The organism is Pseudomonas sp. MPC6 (assembly GCF_006094435.1).
GTDB lineage: Bacteria > Pseudomonadota > Gammaproteobacteria > Pseudomonadales > Pseudomonadaceae > Aquipseudomonas.
The window spans coordinates 1,335,807-1,353,910 of sequence record NZ_CP034783.1; the positions used below are offsets into that span (position 1 = coordinate 1,335,807).

Below are 18,104 nucleotides of genomic sequence, written 5' to 3' on the forward strand. Positions count from 1 at the left end.
TCAGTCAGTTGCCTACTCTATGTCACCTTTCAAAGGCCAGACCGGCCTCAAACGTATCCTCAACGCCTCCGGTTACTCGTTCGATGGCCTGCGCGCAGCCTTCACCGGCGAAGCGGCCTTTCGGCAACTGGTTCTGCTCAATGTCATCCTGATCCCGATTTCGTTCTTCCTGAACGTCAGCCGTGTCGAGCAGGCGCTGCTCATTGCCGTCTGTCTGTTGGCTTTGATTGTCGAATTGCTCAATTCGGCAGTGGAAGCGGCCATTGACCGCATTTCCCTTGAGCTGCATCCGCTGTCGAAGAATGCCAAAGACATGGGCAGCGCCGCGCAGTTGGTGGCGTTGACCATGATCGCCTTGGTGTGGGCGGTGATCCTGCTTTAAGCGATGGTGGGCAGCACGATCTCGTCGCTGCGCTGAACCCCTGCGGTGAACGCGCGGCACAGGTCGAGGAATTCGCGCATCGCCGAGGTCTGGTATTTCTGTTTGTGCCAGATGAAATAGAACTGCCGCGCCAGGTCCAGGTCCGGGGTTTCCACCGGTACCAGGCTGCCGCGGCGGAAGGCATCGCGCAGCGCCAGCCGCGAAATGCAGCCAATCCCCAACCCTGATTCCACTGCGCGCTTGATCGCTTCGGTGTGTTCCAGTTCCAGGCGAATATTCAGTCCGCTACGGTGGTGACGCATGGCCTGGTCAAACGTCAGCCGTGTGCCCGAGCCTTGCTCCCGCAGGATCCAGGCCTCGTGGCTCAGCTCATCCATGGTCGCCGTGCCCCGCTTGGCCAGTGGATGCTGGGGCGCGCAGAACACCACCAGCTCATCCTCGACCCAGCTCTGCACTTCGATGTCCGGATGACTGCAGTCGCCTTCGATCAGACCCAGATCAATTTCATAGTGGGCAACCTGCTGCACAATGTTGGCGGTGTTCTGCACATGCAGCTTCACCTGGCTTTCCGGATGACGCTGCATGAAGCTGCCGATCAGCAGGGTGGCCAGGTAATTGCCGATGGTGAGGGTCGCGCCGACCGCCAGGGAGCCAAAACCGGACTTGCCGTTGAGCAGGTCTTCGATTTCCTTGGCCTGATCGAGCAGTGCCACCGCTTGCGGCAACAGCTGTTTGCCGAGGGCGTTGAGGGCCAGCCGTTTGCCTGCGCGGTCGAACAGCTGGCAGCTGCATTGGCGCTCGAGCTCGGTGATCGAGGTGCTCGCCGCCGATTGCGAGAGGTTGAGCAGACCCGCCGCGCGGGATACGCTTTCCTGCTGGGCGACGGCGACGAATACTTGAAGTTGACGGAGAGTAAATCGCATATCGATATAACCGATAACCCTTATCTTAATAATCCAGTTAACAGATATTGTGGCTGCCATTAGAATGCGATGCAATTGCGCACAGCAGCTCATTTTTTTCAGAGCAGGCGCAGAGCGCGCGCAGACAAATCTCCAGGAGTCCCACGTACATGAGCAACATGAACCACGAGCGTGTCCTCAGTGTTCACCACTGGAACGACACTCTGTTCAGCTTCAAGTGCACCCGCGATCCGGGCCTGCGCTTCGAGAACGGTCAGTTCGTGATGATCGGCCTGCAACAGCCCAACGGCCGCCCGCTTATGCGTGCTTACTCGATTGCCAGCCCGAACTGGGAAGAGCATCTGGAGTTCTTCAGCATCAAGGTGCCTGATGGCCCGCTGACTTCCCAGTTGCAGCACCTGAAGGAAGGCGACGAGATCATCATCAGCAAGAAGCCTACCGGCACGCTGGTGCTGGACGACTTGAAGCCTGGCAAACATTTGTACCTGCTCAGCACCGGTACCGGCCTGGCGCCGTTCATGAGCGTCATCCAGGACCCGGAAACCTACGAGCGTTTCGAAAAAGTGATCCTGTGCCACGGCGTGCGTTACGTCAACGAAGTCGCCTATCGCGAATTCATCACCGAGCACCTGCCGCAGAACGAGTTCTTCGGCGACGCCCTGCGTGACAAGTTGATCTACTACCCGACCGTGACCCGTGAGCCGTTCGAGAACGAAGGTCGCCTGACCGACCTGATGCGCAGCGGCAAGCTGTTCAGCGATATCGGCCTGCCACCGATCAACCCGCAGGACGATCGCGCCATGTTGTGCGGCAGCCCGAGCATGCTCGACGAGACCAGCGAAGTGTTGAACAGCTTCGGCCTGAAAGTCTCGCCGCGGATGCGCGAGCCGGGTGACTACCTGATCGAGCGAGCGTTCGTCGAAAAGTGACCGCAGGTCACTTGTGTAGGAGCTGGCTTGCCAGCGAAGGTCGTTAACGATAACGCGTGTTTACCGGGTAAACGCGGCGCATTCAGGACCTTCGCTGGCAAGCCAGTTCCTACAGAAAGCCCGCATGACCTGAGAAGGTCATGCGGGCTTTTTTATGGCCGACGCACGGGAATGACTTCAAGGACGCGGATCAGGCCCGCCTCGGGGTAATGCCACCGCACGTCCACATCCCACAACTGCGCCCCATATTCCCGCTCTGGCGCAGGCGTCTGGTAAGCCGGGCGCGGATCCTGCGCCAGGCATTGCTCGATCAGCTCCACCAAGGGCTCGCCAAGGCGCTGAGCGTGCCCGTGCGCCTGTTGCAATGCCGAAGCCGTCCACTGCACTGGAATCATCAGCGGCGCAGCGCTGGCGATGCTGTTGGACGCCGTATCGATGATATCGGCGTACGGCACGTAAGGTTTGATGTCGAGGATCGGCGTGCCGTCGAGCAAGTCGATGCCGGATATCCACAGGCGACCGGCTTCGACCTTGTCCAGCTTCACCACGGATTGCCCGATGCCATTGGGCCGATGGGTCGCACGGGTGGCAAATACCCCCATGGACTTGTTGCCGCCGAGGCGAGGCGGGCGGACTTTCAGGCGGGGCTTTTCTTCCAGGGCCTGATGAAACAGGAACAATAGCCAGACGTGGCTGACCTGCTCCAGGCCCTGCACCGCGTCACCCTGATCGAACGGTGCCACCAGTTCCAGCACGCCGCGAGCGGCGGGGGCCAGTTGCGGCTGGCGCGGAATGGCGAACTTCTCCTTGAAACAGGAGCGCACGAAGCCGATGGGGGAGACGCTGTAGGTCATGGGTTGGGGTCGAAGGGGAATGAGGGTGGGCATGATAACCCGAGCCACCGCTGGGTCGGTGGCGATGGTGTGATCGCCATCGCCAGCAAGCCGGCTCCTACACGCGCACGCGCAGGGTCAGGCCCTTGAGGAAGTTGCGCAGCAACTGGTCGCCGCACGCACGGTAGTTGGTGTGGCCGAACTTGCGGAACAGCGCGCTCAGCTCCGGCTTGGACACCGGGAATTCGGAGGCCTTGAGGATCGCGTGCATGTCGTCTTCCTTCAGTTCGAAGGCTACGCGCAGTTTCTTCAGGATGATGTTGTTGGTCACCGGCGTTTCGATCGGCTGCGGCGGACGGCTTTCGTCCTTGCCGCGCTTGAAGATCACCAGGCCATCGAGAAAATGCGCCATGACGTCGTCCGGGCAGCGGACGAAGCCTTCTTCGTCTTCTTCTTTCTTGTCGAGGTACGTCAGCAGGTCTGGCAGGGTCACGTCCATGCCGCCGAGCTTGATGATCTCGATGACTTTCTTGTCGCTGATGTCGAGCATGTAGCGCACGCTGCGCAGTACGTCGTTATGAATCATGGTGTGCAATCCTGATAATCGGCAGTGGGCGCCGCATAAACAGCGGCGCCAGAATGTGTGGCGGCGTGAGCAGTCTCAGAACTTCTCTTTGCCGGACAGGTAGCGCCATTGCCCCAAGGGTACTTTGCCAATGGATACACCGCCAATGCGGATGCGGCGGATGGCGACGACCTTCAGGCCGACGGCCTGGCAGAACAGGGCGATCACTCCCGGTTGTGGGTTCTTCATCGCAAAACGCAGGCGGTTTTCGTTCTGCCAGCTGGCTTTGACCGGCGGCAATTCCTTGCCCTTGTAAGTCAGGCCGTGGTTCAGGCGATTGAGGCCGTGCGCCACCATGTCGCCTTCAACCTCGACCACATACTCTTGCTCGATCTTGGCGGAGTCGGCGGTGAGCTTGCGCAGGATCTTCCAGTCCTGGGTGAACACCAGCAAACCGCTGGCGTTGGCCTGCAGGTCAGTACTGGCGGTCAGGCGCAGGAAGTGGCCCTTGAGCGGGCGTTTGCTGAAGCGGTGTTCTTCGCTCAGGGTCTCGGCGCTGATGGTCGCCAGGGCCGTGTCCGCATCCATGCCCGCCGGAACGTTGAACAGGATGGTCACCGGCTCGGGCGCAGTGGCTTTCGCTTCTGGATCGAGCTCGACTTTCTGGGTGTCGACCTTGAACTGCGGCTCGTCGATGACTTCACCGTCCACGGTGACCCAGCCGCCCTCGATGAACAGCTCAGCCTCCCGACGGGAACAGCCGACGAGTTCGATGAGGCGTTTGGAGAGTCGAATCGGGTCAGTCATGACAGGGCCGTAACAAAAAAGGGGTGGGCATTGTACCTGCTGGGCGCCGGTTAATCCCGGCTCCATTTGCGCCGTACAGCTTTTTGTGTGTGGCTTGGCGGATCACCGCACCGCAGCGAAGGGACCTTGTAGGAGCCGGCTTGCCAGCGAAGGCGTCCTCATAAGCGCTGTATGGCTTGAGGCCGCCTTCGCTGGCAAGCCCGCTCCTACAGGGTTCTGTGTTGTGTCAGGCATTGCGTTTCAATTGCTGTGCCTGACGCAGGCGCATATGCAACAGCGGATACGGCTGGCCCATGCCATCGACTTCCGAACGGCCGATCACCTCGAAGCCCTGTTTGAAGTAGAACCCCAGGGCTTGCGGGTTCTGTTCGTTGACATCCAGTTCGTTGGCATTCAGGTGCTCCAGGGCATGCCGCAACAACTGCTTGCCCAGCCCCTCGCCGCGATGCGCCGGGTCGATGAAGAGCATTTCGATCTTGCCCGCCGCGACCCCGGCAAACCCGGTGATGCGCTGGCGCGAGTCTTTGGTGCAGATGAGCATGACCGCATCGAGGTAGCGGGTCAGCACCAGGTTCTTCAGCAGTTCGATGTAACTGTCGGGCAGAAAGTCGTGGGTGGCGCGCACCGAGGCTTCCCACACCTGCGTCAGTTCTTTGTAGTCGCTCTGTTTCGGCGTTTGGACGACCGAATGTTGGCGCATGGCCGAATGCCCCTTTTGGCAGTTGATCGTGCGAGTCCTTTCTCCCACAAAACGATAGTCGTAAAAAAGCCCCGCATCTCGTCAAGAGAGCAGGGCTTTTCGTATTTATTGCGTTTAGATCTGTTCAGCCCACAGGTCGTATTCGTCGGCGTCAGTCACTTTGCACCAGACTTTATCGCCTGGTTTCAGGTTGCTGCCGTTGTCGATGAACACGTTGCCGTCGATTTCCGGGGCATCGAAGAAGCAGCGGCCGACCGCGCCTTGCTCGTCGACTTCATCGACCAGCACTTCGATTTCACGGCCGACGCGCATTTGCAGGCGCGCCGAGCTGATGGCCTGCTGGTGCGCCATGAAGCGGTCCCAGCGGTCTTGCTTGACGTCGTCCGGCACGATGGCCGCGTCCAGCAGGTTGGCCGGTGCGCCTTCGACCGGCGAGTACTGGAAGCAGCCGACACGGTCGAGCTGGGCTTCGGTCAGCCAGTTCAGCAGGTACTGGAAATCTTCTTCGGTTTCGCCAGGGAAGCCGACGATGAAGGTCGACCGGATGATCAGGTCCGGGCAGATCACGCGCCAGTTCTTGATGCGGGCCAGGGTCTTGTCTTCGAAGGCCGGGCGTTTCATGGCTTTCAGGACTTTCGGACTGGCGTGCTGGAACGGGATGTCCAGGTACGGCAGGATCTTGCCGGCGGCCATCAGCGGGATCAGCTCGTCGACGTGCGGGTACGGGTATACGTAGTGCAGGCGCACCCAGACGCCCAGGCTGCTCAGGGCTTCGCAGAGTTCGGTCATGCGGGTTTTCACCGGCGCGCCGTTCCAGAACCCGGTGCGGTACTTCACGTCGACGCCGTAGGCGCTGGTGTCTTGCGAGATCACCAACAGCTCCTTGACCCCGGCCTTGACCAGGCGCTGGGCTTCGTCGAGCACGTCACCGACCGGACGGCTGACCAGTTTGCCGCGCATCGACGGGATGATGCAGAAGCTGCAGCTGTGGTTGCAGCCTTCGGAAATCTTCAGGTAGGCGTAGTGACGCGGGGTCAGCTTGATCCCCTGCGGCGGCACCAGGTCGATCAGCGGGTTGTGATCCTGGCGCGGCGGCACGGCGTCGTGCACGGCGTTGACCACTTGCTCGTACTGTTGCGGGCCGGTCACGGCCAGCACGCTCGGATGCACCTTGCGAATGTTGCCTTCTTCGACGCCCATGCAGCCGGTCACGATGACCTTGCCGTTTTCCTTGATGGCTTCGCCGATCACCTCCAGGGACTCGGCCTTGGCCGAATCGATGAAGCCGCAGGTGTTGACCACCACGACGTCGGCGTCCTGATAGGTGGACACGACGTCATAGCCTTCCATGCGCAGCTGGGTAAGGATGCGCTCGGAATCGACCAGTGCTTTGGGGCAACCCAGGGATACGAAGCCAACCTTTGGATTGGCCGGCGCAGGAGTGGTGGACATGTCTAACCTCGGTATTTGTGACGCCTCCAGCCGTGATCGGCAAGGCGACAGACGGACGCTTTATCGCGTCTCTGATCAAAAAGTGCGCAATTCTAGCGATGAGAGGCGCACTTGACCAGCTTTATACGGGGAAATACGACGAGTGCTGCGCTATGCTTCGCGCTGTTACGCTTTACCGATTTCTACAGTCAATAAAACGTCTGTAACAACAAGTAAAACAGCGCATGCTGCACGGTAAAGCATAGTGCTTCTTTCAAAGAAGTCCGGATCTGGGTGTAGGAGTGGTGGATGGGTCAGGCAAGTAGTCAGGCAGCGGGTGCCGAGCATTCGGCGGCCAAGCCGATCGGCATGCTGGTCGCGGCGGCGGGGGTGGTTTACGGCGACATCGGCACCAGCCCGTTGTACACCATCAAAGAAGTGTTCTCCGGACAATACGGCGTGCAAGTCAATCATGACGGTGTCTTCGGTATCCTGGCGTTGATTTTCTGGTCGCTGATCTGGGTGGTCTCGATCAAGTACGTATTGTTCATCCTGCGTGCCGACAACCAGGGCGAAGGCGGCATCATGTCGCTGACCGCGCTGGCTCGTCGGGCTGCGGCGCCCTATCCAAAATTGCGTTCCATATTGGTGATTCTCGGGCTGATCGGTGCCTCGCTGTTTTATGGCGACAGCATGATTACCCCGGCGATTTCGGTTCTATCGGCAGTGGAAGGTCTGGAAGTCGCCTTCGATGGCCTTGAGCACTGGGTTGTGCCGATGTCGTTGGTGATATTGGTGGCCCTGTTCCTGATCCAGAAACATGGCACCGACCGGATCGGCAAACTGTTCGGGCCGGTGATGGTGCTGTGGTTCGTGGTGCTTGGGGGCTTGGGCATTCACGGCATTGCCCAGCACCCGGAAGTACTCAATGCCCTGAACCCGGCCTGGGGTGTGCGCTTTTTCGTCGTTCACCCGGGCATGGGCGTGGCGATTCTCGGCGCAGTGGTGTTGGCCTTGACTGGCGCTGAAGCGTTGTACGCCGATATGGGCCATTTTGGCCGCAAGCCGATTGCCCGTGCCTGGTTCGCCTTGGTGCTGCCGGGTCTGGTGCTCAATTACTTTGGTCAGGGGGCTTTGCTGCTGGAAAATCCAGAGGCGGCGCGCAACCCGTTTTACCTGCTGGCCCCGAGCTGGGCCCTGGTGCCACTGGTGGTGCTGTCGACCCTGGCCACGGTGATCGCTTCCCAGGCGGTGATCTCCGGAGCATTTTCGCTGACCCGCCAGGCCATCCAGCTGGGTTACATCCCGCGCATGCGTATTCAGCATACCTCTAGTGCCGAACAGGGGCAGATATACATTGGTGCGGTGAACTGGGCGCTCATGGTAGGCGTGATTCTGCTGGTGCTGGGCTTTGAATCGTCGGGTGCCCTGGCATCGGCTTATGGCGTAGCCGTAACCGGAACCATGTTGATCACCAGCATCCTGGTATCGGCAGTGGCGCTGCTGTTGTGGAAATGGCCGCCGCTACTGACCGTGCCGCTGCTGATCGGCTTCTTACTGGTGGACGGGCTGTTCTTCGCCGCCAACGTGCCGAAGATCATCCAGGGCGGTGCGTTTCCGGTGCTGGCGGGGATTGTGCTGTTTATCCTGATGACCACCTGGAAGCGCGGCAAGCAACTGCTGGTCGACCGAATCGACGAGGGCGGATTGCCGCTGCCGATCTTCATCAGCAGCATCGCCGTCCAACCACCCCATCGCGTCCAGGGCACCGCGGTGTTCCTCACCGCCCGCCCGGACGCCGTGCCCCACGCGTTGCTGCACAACCTGCTGCATAACCAGGTGTTGCACGAGCAAGTGGTGCTGCTGACGGTGGTCTACGAAGACATTCCGCGGGTACCGCCGACGCGGCGCTTCGAGGTCGAATCCCACGGCGAAGGCTTCTTCCGGGTGATCCTGCACTTTGGTTTCATCGATGAGCCGGACGTGCCGCAGGCGCTGAAACTGTGTCATCTCGATGACCTGGACTTCAGCCCGATGCGCACCACCTACTTCCTCAGCCGCGAGACGGTCATCGCTTCCAAGCTCGAAGGCATGGCCCGCTGGCGCGAGGCGCTGTTCGCCTTCATGTTGCAGAATGCCAATGGCAATTTGCGGTTCTTTAATCTGCCATTGAACCGGGTGATTGAGTTGGGTACCCAGGTGGAAATGTAAGCCCCATCAAAAAGCCCCCGTTGCCGTAAAGGCAGCGGGGGCTTTTTTGTGGGCGGGGCGCCTGATCACCTGTAGGAGCGAGCTTGCTCGCGAAGGACTCGAAAGCAACACGTTCATCCAGGATGAATGCGTTATCGTTGACGTCCATCGCGAGCAAGCTTGCTCCTACAGCGCCGTTTCCTTCGCCTGGCGCTTCTCGATCACATCCACCAACCGCTGGGCCAAAGCCGGGTAGTTCTCATCAAAGTGATGCCCGCCAGGCAGCTTCATCGCCTCGCCCACGGCCGTCTTGTCGGTACAGCCGCTCTCATCGACTTCTTCTTCCCCGTAGATGCACACCACTTTCTCCGCCGGCAGCTTGGCCATTTCCGGGCCGGTGGCGGCTTCCTTGCCAGCGTTGCCGAGCCAGCCTTCGACTTCGATTTCGAAGCTGCCGGTGCGGGCGAAGGCCAGCAGGATAATGGCGTCGACCCGTTGTTGCTCCGCGGGCTCCAGGCGGTTGTAGATCGCCGGGAGGACGTCGGCGCCGAACGAGTAACCCGTGAGGATGAAGCGTTTGGTGCCCCATTTCTGCCGGTAATGCTGCATCAGTTCGGCCAGGTCCAGCGCGCTTTGCTCAGGGCTCTTGTGCTGCCAGTAGTAGCGCAGGGTATCGATGCCGACCACCGGATAGCCGATCTTGGCCATCTCGCCCGCCACGTCGCGGTCCAGGTCGCGCCAGCCGCCGTCGCCGGACAGGAACAGGGTGACCGTGTCCCGGGCCTGGCCGGCCGGCACTTCGACCACCGGGATCTGCAGGCCGCCAGCGGCTTTGTCGCCACCGACCAGGAACTTGCGCAGTTCGTTGTTCAGCACTTGCGGCAGGTTGATGTCGTAGTCGCTGATGCTGGTTTCGGCGTTCGGCTGATCGCGCACGAAGCCGGCGCTGGTGTCATCCGGATTGTCGTTCCAGGCCACCAGCCAGTGACCGTGGGAGGCGCTTTTCGGCAGCAGATGCGTGCAACCGGGTTTTTCCAGGGCCAGGTCCACCGAAACGGCCTGGGCCTTGTCGTTCTTCTGTTCGGACAGCCAGCGCCAGGCGAGCACGGCGCCTGGGCCGATGCCGCTGACCAGCGTCGCCGGGCCCTTGAGTTCTCTCAGGCCGGATTGCAGGGCACGACTTTGCAGCAGGCAATCTTTGGGCAGGATCACCTGGACGATCTGCGCCGAGCCGCTGCGGCTGAGGGTCAGCAGTTGTTTGTCGCTGAGCTTCTGGTCTGCGTTGACCGCCACCAGCACCTGGGCGCGCGGTGTGTTGCCGGGGATGACTCGAGTCATCGCCGCACCGTCGGCGGGTGCCAGCTGTTCGAGGGTGGGTTCGGGTGCCGGACGTTTGAGGTACCAATAACCGCCGCCAAGGACCAGGGCCAGCACTACCAGTGTGCTCAGTACGTACCGCAGGGAGCGTTGAATCATCAGCGTTTCACCAATCCAGTCAAGCCGCCCGCAATCAGGGCGGCAGTGTCGGCCAGGGCTACCAGCGGATCGAGTCCGGCGGGCACGGCCATATAACGGGGTTCCCAGTCAGGCTGGAACTTGTCTTTGAAGCGGCGCAAGCCTTGGAAGTTGTAGAGCTGCTCGCCACGGCGGAACACCATCGAGCCCAGGCGCTGGGTCAGCGGTGCGCCGCGACGGGGTTGCAACCCCGACAACGGCACCATACCCAGGCTGAAACGCGCGTAGCCATGATTTTTATAATGTTGGATCAGGCCGACCATCATGAACTCCATGGTCAGCTTGGGGGCCTCCGGGTGCGCGCGCATCAGGTCGAGGCTGGCCAGGTCATGGCCGAAGGTCTCCAGCAGGTTGGCGAACGCCACCGGGCGACCTTCGAACCGAATCACCGCGATGCGGAAATGCTTGAGGTAGGCATCGCTGAAACGGCCGAGGGAGAAACCCTTCTCGCGCACGTGCTTGCCGGTCAGCCAGGCATCGGAGATCACCTTGAGCTCATCCATCGGCGCTTGCCCCGGCTCATGGATCTCCAGCGACAGGCCGTCGCGGGTGCCACGGTTCCAGGTGTAGCGCAGGTCCTTCATCTCTTTGCCCTTGGCTTCGAGGTCGAAGCGCTGCAGATCGACCCGGGCTTCTTCGCCGAGCTTGATCGCCGTCAGGCCGATGTCCATGTAGTACGGCAGGTTCTCGGCGCGCACCTGATAGAACACCGGGCGGGCGTGGTGAAGGTCACACAGGTCGCGGAACTGCCAGATCATCTCGGCCCGTTGCTGGGCCGGGCCGATCGGGTCATACAAGGCCACCAGGCTGCGACCACGGCGTGCGTACATCAGGAACGCCTGGTCGTCAGGGTGGAACAGCAGCGCCTTGTCACCGGTCAGGGCCAGGCCGCCATCCGGTTGGGCGGAAGCCATGAGGATTTTGGTCGCGCGATCCAGCTCATCGGGCGTGGGTAGATGGATCACCGGGCGCGCGGTGCGCAGCAGCCAGGTCAGGGACACCACCAGCAGCAGGACGGCGGCCCCCAGCAGCGAACGCAAGCCACGGGGGGCATCGGCGTCGAGGGTGAACTGCCACCAGAGTTGATGGCTGTAGGGAACGTCCTGATAGGCGAATAGCAGCAGCCAGATCGACGCGCCGAGCACGCACAGGCTGGACACCAGATACAGCGGCGAAAAGGGCAGTTCGGTCAGGCGGCTGGGGCGATAGAACGAGCGCCGGAAAACCCCCAGCAGGCTCGCGGTCAGGGTCATCAGGCAGGCTTCCTCCCAGTCGAAGCCCTTGAGCAGCGAGAGCAGGGCACCCACCAGCAACAGAATGGTGGTCAGCATCCACGCGGCCGACAGGCGCCGGCGCAGACCTTGGGCCAGCAGCAGGCACAGCACGCCGACCAGGCTGGCGCCGAAGTGCGAGGCGTCGACCAGTCGATGCGGGATCAGAAAACCGATGTGTTCCAGGCGCGTATCGATTTCCGGGGTCACGCCGGAGAACAGCAGCACCACGCCGGATAGAAACACCAGCACCGCCAGGATCGGTGCGGCCAGGCCGGATGCGGCGCGCAGTGTCTGGCGGGTCTGAAACAGACGCTGGCCTTCGTTGATCAGCAGCAGCAGACAGGCCACCAGCAACGGCAGCACCACATAGATCAGGCGATAGAGCAGCAGCGCGGCAGCCAGTGGCGCGGCACCGAGCTTGTCGGCGAAGGCGGCCAGCAGGATGGCCTCGAACACCCCGACACCGCCGGGCACGTGGCTGAGCACCCCGGCCGCCAGGGCCAGCAGGTACACCAGCAAGAAGGCGCCAAAGGGCGGGGCTTCGGGCAGCAACAGATACAGCACGGTCGCGGCGGCGGCCACGTCCAGGGCAGTGATGACCAATTGCAGGAACGTCAGGCGACGCCCTGGCAGGCGCAAGGTGCGGCGACCGACCTTGACCAGCAGATTATCCGGGTAAGGCTGTTCCGGCAGGCGACGGCGGTAGATGCCGATCGCCAGCACCGTAAAAAGCAGCAGTACGGCGACGGCGATCGCCCCCAGCACTAGCTCGGACAGGCCCAGGGCGACGGAAGCGGCCGGCAGGTCGCTGAGGGTGGCGAGCGCCGCGAGCGGGGGCAGGGCACACCCGAGCGAGAGGCTGGCAAAGAGCGTCATGTGGGCGACTTCCGAAGCCCCCAGGCCATGACGCGCATATAAACGGTAGCGGACCGAGCCTCCCGAGAGCATCGAAAGACCGATGGCATTGCCGATGGCGAATGCGGTGAACCCGCCCAGGGCGAGAATGCGCGGCGCCAGTGTCACGCCGGCATACCGACTGGCGGACCATTCGTAGCCGAGCAAAATGATGAAGCCGACCAAGGTCGCAGCCAGTGCGCCGAGCAGCGCCGGTTGCGGTACTTCGAGAATCGAGTCGTGCAGCGCGTACAGATCGAGTTCGCTCAGCAGGTGGCGACAGGCAATCAGCGCGATAGCGAACAACAGCAGAGTGACGGCCAGGCCCAGGGGTTGGCGGTATTTGCTGATCAGGTCCAGCAAGCGCAGACGCTCGGCCTTGATCGGTTGTGTCGCTGTGACGGTGTCTTGTGGATCAGACGAGTTGGCGCGCATCAATCACCTCTTGGATTGTGCGCGACAGGATGGGGGTATCCAGCCAAGTTACCAATCCCTGTAGAAAAAATAATTACAAATATTAATGCCTCTCACCGGGATCCGGCGACGGCACATCGTCAGTCATAGAGGGTTTTGTCTGCGGTCGCAGGAAATTGTCGGAGCGAGCCTCATTCGCTGATGGCAGGTCATTGTTGCGAAAGGACTTTTTCAACAGATACAAAAAAGGCCACTCTTTCGAGTAGCCTTTTTTGATGTTTGGTTGCGGGAGCCGGATTTGAACCGACGACCTTCGGGTTATGAGCCCGACGAGCTACCAGACTGCTCCATCCCGCGTCTGTGTGGCGGCATTCTACAGGCGAACGGCGGAGTGTCAACCGTTAATCCTGAACCTGGTCAAATAAGTGCAAATGAATGGCACGCCGCGACAGGGGAGACCTAAGTTCAGGAATCAGAACGATTTCTCTTTCCGCACTGCGATGGGTAAGCGCTGCCCCCGTACAAAACGGGCGCGCACAAAAAAGGCCACTCTTTCGAGTAGCCTTTCTTGGTGTTTGGTTGCGGGAGCCGGATTTGAACCGACGACCTTCGGGTTATGAGCCCGACGAGCTACCAGACTGCTCCATCCCGCGTCTGTGTGGCGGCACTTTACAGGCGCACGGCGCAGAGTCAACCTTTAATCCTGAAACGGGTCGAATAAGCGCAAATCAGTCGCAAATCGTCGCAGGGAAGACCTAAGTTCAGGAATCAGAACGATTTATCTTCCTGGGCTGGCGATGGGTAAGCGCTGCACTCGTACAAAACAGGCGCGCACAAAAAAGGCCACTCTTTCGAGTAGCCTTTCTTGATGTTTGGTTGCGGGAGCCGGATTTGAACCGACGACCTTCGGGTTATGAGCCCGACGAGCTACCAGACTGCTCCATCCCGCGTCTGTGTGTCGGATTCTACAGAGGATGGCGCGGGTGTCAAGCCTAATCCTGAAAAAACCTGTTCCTGTTCAATCGCTTAGCTCTCCAAGGGGGTGGGTCTTAACGTCTGTGAGGCAGGTGTGGCAAGGCCTGCGGCTCTATTGGGTGAAATGGTTCGATTGAGTCATTAAATTCATCCGATACTTTTCCTACGTATGAAAAAGAACATTCCGAGTACTGGTGCTATATACAGGTGTCGGTGAGATACTGCCTGTCCGACACGGCCTGACCGCATTTCCAGCCCATGAATACCGCTTTTATATGACCCAGCGAAAAATCATTCACGTCGATTGTGACTGTTTCTACGCCGCCATCGAGATGCGTGACGACCCGCGCCTGGCCGGTAAACCGCTGGCGGTGGGTGGGGCGGCCGATCGGCGGGGAGTGATCGCTACCTGCAATTATGAAGCGCGGGCGTACGGCGTGCGTTCGGCCATGTCGTCGGGGCATGCCTTGAAGCTGTGCCCGGACCTGACCATCGTCAAGCCGCGCATGGACGCCTATAGAGAAGCGTCCAAGGAAATTCACTCGATCTTTCGCGATTACACCGACTTGATCGAGCCGCTCTCCCTCGATGAGGCGTACCTCGATGTGTCGGACAGTGCGCATTTCGGTGGTAGCGCCACACGCATTGCCCAGGACATCCGGCGACGGGTGTCCAATCAGTTGCACATCACCGTCTCGGCCGGCGTCGCACCGAACAAGTTTCTTGCCAAGATCGCCAGCGACTGGAAGAAACCCAACGGCTTGTTCGTCATTACACCGGATCAGGTGGAGGACTTTGTCAGCGGTCTGCCGGTCAGTAAGTTGCACGGGGTGGGCAAGGTCACTGCCGACAAGCTGGGCCGGCTGGGTATCGTCGACTGCTCGCATTTGCGCGAATGGGACAAGTTGGCACTGGTGCGCGAATTCGGCAGCTTTGGTGAGCGGCTCTGGAGCCTGGCCCGTGGGATCGATGACCGTCTGGTGCACAACGACAGTCGTCGCCAGTCGATCAGCGTGGAAAACACCTACGACGTGGATTTGCCAGATCTGGTGAGCTGCCTGGATAAATTACCCGAGCTGCTGGAGACCCTGGCCGGACGGATGGCGCGAATCGACAGCAGTTATCGGCCGGGCAAGCCGTTCGTCAAAGTGAAATTCCATGACTTTACCCAGACCACGCTGGAGCAGGCCGGGGCAGGTCGGGATCTGGGAAGTTATCAGCTGTTGCTGACCCAGGCGTTCAATCGCGGCGGGAAGCCGGTGCGGTTGTTGGGGATTGGGGTCAGGCTGGAGGATTTGCGCGGTGGGTTTGAGCAGATGGAGTTGTTTGAGCGGTAGTGGCAGAGTTTTGATGGGGGGATGAATGTGAGGCCGCCTTCCTCGGAACGCCGCCCGGAGCAAGCCCGCTCCCACAAGGGATTTGCAGCAGACACATGATTTGTGACCGCCTCAAATCCCTTGTTGGAGCGGGCTTGCTCGCGAAGCTTTTTGCTTTTGCTTTTGCTTTTGCTTTTGCTTTTAATTCGGTCCCGGATCCGCCACCAATCGCCCGGCATCCCGGGTCAATGACTTGAGGAATTCGGTCTGCAGCTCCGGATCGTTGCGGGTCAGTTCGATCAGGCTTTGCTCCAGCTCCGTGGCTTCTTCTTCCAGACCCAGTTCCGACAGACGCTTGACCCGGTGTACCCACTGGCTCACTTCGTCGTCTTCGAGGTCGTCGTAAATCAGCCCGTGCGCTTCGAGCAGTTTGCCGCGCAAGCCACTGCTGACCGCCAGGGACGAGTCGGAGTGCACGTCGTCCTGGGCGTCCGCGACCGTGATCAGCAGTCGGCTCAGATGGTTGATGTCATGTTCGGCGAACGGGCTGTCCAGCAGGTTCACGCGCAAAATGCCGTTTTTGTCGGTATTGAGCTGGAAGGTTTCCTTGCCGGCCTTGACCTCGACCGGGCGCTCGCTCCACGGCAGGCTCGAGTACTCGGTGCGCTTGTCCAGCTGGACTTCGTCGATGCCGGCCAGGTTCTGCTGCGCACGACCATTGGACTGCGCGTTCATGAACGGGTTGAGCCCGGCGAAACCGTAGCTGAACCAGTCCCGGGTCACACTGTCCGGAAGGTTGCCGAGGGCGAACACGTTGAGCACATTGGCGCCGACACCGCCCACCACCGCCACCGCGCCCAGCGGAATCTCATAGATCTCCCGCCAGGGTTGGTAAGGCGTGTAGCGATCATAGTGGCGCGTGACTTCGAATTCGGTGACTTCGAAGGTCTTCTGCTCGTGGATTTTCACCCGCCGTTGCGGCAGCTCAAGCACCTTGGGCTCGCCGACATCGATCTGCAGGCTGTGATCGAGCAATTTGCGCTCGACACGTTCCTCGTGCTCGCTGCGTTGCGACATGTGATTGGCACAGCCGCTGACCAGCAGGGTGCCGCACAAGGCGGCACCACCGAGGCCTAAGGTGTTTCGCTTGAACATGACTTCTCTATCTGGTGTCAGCGGCGGATACGGGCCTGGAGGAAAGACAGCACGTCAGCGACCGGCAGCGCTTGCGCCTCGGGCTCGGTGCGGCTCTTGTATTCCAGATTGCCATCGGCGAGGCCGCGGTCACTGACCACGATCCGGTGCGGAATGCCGATCAGCTCCATGTCCGCGAACTTGATGCCCGGGCTGGTTTTCTTGTCGCGATCGTCCAGCAGCACTTCGAAGCCGGCGGCAGTCAGTTCTGCATACAGCTTGTCGGTGGCTTCGCGAACCTGTTCGGTTTCGTAGCGCAGCGGTACCAGGGCGACCTGGAAGGGGGCCAGGGTGTCGCTCCAGATAATGCCGTTTGCATCGTTGTTCTGTTCGATGGCCGCAGCCACCACGCGGGACACGCCAATGCCATAGCAGCCCATTTCCAGGGTCACCGGCTTGCCGTTCTCGCCCAGCACTTCGCACTTCATCGCTTTGCTGTATTTGTTGCCCAGCTGGAAAATGTGCCCGACTTCGATGCCGCGCTTGATTTCCAGGGTGCCCTTGCCATCCGCGCTTGGGTCACCGGCCACGACGTTACGCAGGTCGGCCACGGTCGGTACCGGCAGATCACGCTCCCAGTTCACGCCGAAGTAGTGCTTGTCGTCGATGTTGGCGCCGATGCCGAAGTCGCTCATCAGCTCGACGGAGCGGTCGATGATGATCGGCAGCGGCAGGTTCAGCGGGCCGAGGGAGCCGGCACCGGCGCCAATGGCGTCGCGCAGTTCGGCTTCGGACGCCATCACCAGCGGGCTGGCAACGCCTGGCTGGTTGGCGGCCTTGATTTCGTTCAGCTCGTGGTCGCCGCGGATGATCAGGGCAATCAGCTTGCCTGGCTCTTCGGCGTGAACCACCAGGGTCTTGATAGTCTTCTCGATTGGCAGGTTGAAGCCTTCGACCAGTTGCGCGATGGTCTTGGCGTTCGGCGTGTCGACCAGGCGCAGCTCTTGCGTTGCGGCTGCACGGGACGTTTCCCGGGGCACGGCTTCGGCTTTCTCGATGTTGGCCGCGTAGTCGGAACCGTTGCTGAAGACGATATCGTCTTCGCCGGATTCGGCCAGCACGTGGAACTCGTGGGAGCCTGCGCCGCCGATGGAACCGTTGTCGGCTTCAACCGCACGGAACTTCAGGCCCAGACGGGTGAACACGTTGCAGTACGCCTGGTACATGCGGTCGTAAGTGACCTGCAGCGAAGGCTGGTCGGCATGGAAGGAATAGGCGTCCTTCATGATGAATTCGCGGCCGCGCATCAAACCGAAGCGTGGGCGGATTTCGTCACGGAATTTGGTCTGGATCTGATACAGGTTGATCGGCAGCTGCTTGTAGCTGCTCAACTCGTTGCGCATCAGGTCGGTGATGACTTCTTCGTGGGTCGGGCCGGCGCAGAAGTCGCGGCCGTGGCGATCCTTGAAGCGCAGCAATTCCGGGCCGTATTCTTCCCAGCGACCGGATTCCTGCCACAGCTCGGCCGGTTGCGTGCTCGGCATCAACACTTCAAGAGAGCCCGCGGCGTTCATTTCTTCGCGAACGATGGCTTCGACCTTGCGCATCACTCGCAAGCCCATCGGCAGCCAGGTGTACAGGCCCGAGGCGAGTTTGCGGATCATGCCGGCGCGCAGCATCAGCTGATGGCTGATCACGACCGCATCGGAAGGCGTTTCTTTCTGTGTGGCGAGCAAAAATTGACTGGTGCGCATGGTTGGCCGTTGTCGGTTGCTGATGACTAGAAATGACGGAGCATTGTACGGGCGAGATCTTCTGGCGT

14 protein-coding genes and 3 tRNA genes are annotated in these 18,104 nt (G+C 60.7%); 4 read left to right on the forward strand and 13 right to left on the reverse strand.

Annotated elements, in window-relative coordinates:
- Window positions 1-19 precede the first annotated feature (19 nt).
- A complete protein-coding gene (locus ELQ88_RS08185; RefSeq protein ID WP_064676136.1) occupies window positions 20-382 on the forward strand; it encodes a diacylglycerol kinase in 363 nt (120 codons plus the stop codon).
- On the opposite strand, the gene ELQ88_RS08190 is transcribed toward ELQ88_RS08185, so the two are convergent.
- Entirely contained in the window at window positions 379-1,305 is a 927-nt protein-coding gene (locus ELQ88_RS08190; RefSeq protein ID WP_128872808.1) for a LysR family transcriptional regulator, read from the reverse strand. The genes ELQ88_RS08185 and ELQ88_RS08190 overlap by 4 nt on opposite strands.
- Window positions 1,306-1,454: 149 nt before the next feature.
- Between ELQ88_RS08190 and fpr the strand changes: the two genes are divergently transcribed.
- On the forward strand, window positions 1,455-2,234 hold the full coding sequence (gene fpr, locus ELQ88_RS08195) for a ferredoxin-NADP reductase (protein WP_008054100.1): 780 nt from the start codon (window positions 1,455-1,457) through the stop codon (window positions 2,232-2,234).
- Window positions 2,235-2,386: 152 nt separating this feature from the next.
- Here the strand turns inward: fpr and tsaA are convergent, their stop codons facing one another.
- The 5 genes from tsaA to rimO all read right to left on the reverse strand — a co-directional run bounded on the left by tsaA (window position 2,387) and on the right by rimO (window position 6,591).
- Complete coding sequence (gene tsaA, locus ELQ88_RS08205) at window positions 2,387-3,088, reverse strand: tRNA (N6-threonylcarbamoyladenosine(37)-N6)-methyltransferase TrmO (protein WP_138964506.1); 702 nt, start codon at window positions 3,086-3,088, stop codon at window positions 2,387-2,389.
- A gap of 97 nt (window positions 3,089-3,185) precedes the next feature.
- The gene (locus ELQ88_RS08210) at window positions 3,186-3,653 is read right to left on the reverse strand and encodes a DUF1456 family protein (RefSeq protein WP_128872811.1); all 468 of its coding nucleotides are present in this window, start codon (window positions 3,651-3,653) and stop codon (window positions 3,186-3,188) included.
- 75 nt (window positions 3,654-3,728) lie between these two features.
- Entirely contained in the window at window positions 3,729-4,439 is a 711-nt protein-coding gene (locus tag ELQ88_RS08215) for an rRNA pseudouridine synthase (protein WP_138964508.1), read from the reverse strand.
- Between the two features lie 226 nt (window positions 4,440-4,665).
- Window positions 4,666-5,139 (reverse strand): acetyltransferase, encoded by a 474-nt coding sequence (locus ELQ88_RS08220; protein WP_138964510.1) that lies wholly within the window; start codon window positions 5,137-5,139, stop codon window positions 4,666-4,668.
- A 114-nt stretch (window positions 5,140-5,253) separates the two neighbouring features.
- On the reverse strand, window positions 5,254-6,591 hold the full coding sequence (rimO, locus tag ELQ88_RS08225; RefSeq protein ID WP_128872814.1) for a 30S ribosomal protein S12 methylthiotransferase RimO: 1,338 nt from the start codon (window positions 6,589-6,591) through the stop codon (window positions 5,254-5,256).
- Window positions 6,592-6,879: 288 nt separating this feature from the next.
- Between rimO and ELQ88_RS08235 the strand changes: the two genes are divergently transcribed.
- Complete coding sequence (locus ELQ88_RS08235) at window positions 6,880-8,781, forward strand: potassium transporter Kup (RefSeq protein ID WP_138964512.1); 1,902 nt, start codon at window positions 6,880-6,882, stop codon at window positions 8,779-8,781.
- A gap of 165 nt (window positions 8,782-8,946) precedes the next feature.
- Here ELQ88_RS08235 and ELQ88_RS08240 read toward each other — a convergent pair whose 3' ends face one another.
- The 5 genes from ELQ88_RS08240 to ELQ88_RS08260 all read right to left on the reverse strand — a co-directional run bounded on the left by ELQ88_RS08240 (window position 8,947) and on the right by ELQ88_RS08260 (window position 13,807).
- Complete coding sequence (locus tag ELQ88_RS08240) at window positions 8,947-10,236, reverse strand: AcvB/VirJ family lysyl-phosphatidylglycerol hydrolase (protein ID WP_128872817.1); 1,290 nt, start codon at window positions 10,234-10,236, stop codon at window positions 8,947-8,949.
- On the reverse strand, window positions 10,236-12,878 hold the full coding sequence (gene mprF, locus ELQ88_RS08245; protein WP_138964514.1) for a bifunctional lysylphosphatidylglycerol flippase/synthetase MprF: 2,643 nt from the start codon (window positions 12,876-12,878) through the stop codon (window positions 10,236-10,238). The genes ELQ88_RS08240 and mprF overlap by 1 nt, the downstream gene beginning before the upstream one ends.
- Window positions 12,879-13,137: 259 nt before the next feature.
- Window positions 13,138-13,214, reverse strand: a tRNA-Met gene (locus ELQ88_RS08250).
- A 219-nt stretch (window positions 13,215-13,433) separates the two neighbouring features.
- Window positions 13,434-13,510: transfer RNA gene (locus ELQ88_RS08255), tRNA-Met, on the reverse strand.
- A 220-nt stretch (window positions 13,511-13,730) separates the two neighbouring features.
- A tRNA-Met gene (locus ELQ88_RS08260) sits at window positions 13,731-13,807 on the reverse strand.
- A gap of 300 nt (window positions 13,808-14,107) precedes the next feature.
- Here ELQ88_RS08260 and dinB point away from each other — a divergent pair.
- Window positions 14,108-15,169 (forward strand): DNA polymerase IV, encoded by a 1,062-nt coding sequence (gene dinB, locus ELQ88_RS08265; protein WP_138964516.1) that lies wholly within the window; start codon window positions 14,108-14,110, stop codon window positions 15,167-15,169.
- Window positions 15,170-15,349: 180 nt separating this feature from the next.
- Here dinB and ELQ88_RS08270 read toward each other — a convergent pair whose 3' ends face one another.
- Window positions 15,350-16,303: a hypothetical protein gene (locus ELQ88_RS08270; RefSeq protein WP_138964518.1), complete on the reverse strand. Its 954-nt coding sequence runs from the start codon at window positions 16,301-16,303 to the stop codon at window positions 15,350-15,352.
- Between the two features lie 17 nt (window positions 16,304-16,320).
- The gene (locus tag ELQ88_RS08275; RefSeq protein ID WP_128872820.1) at window positions 16,321-18,036 is read right to left on the reverse strand and encodes a proline--tRNA ligase; all 1,716 of its coding nucleotides are present in this window, start codon (window positions 18,034-18,036) and stop codon (window positions 16,321-16,323) included.
- Window positions 18,037-18,104 lie beyond the last annotated feature (68 nt).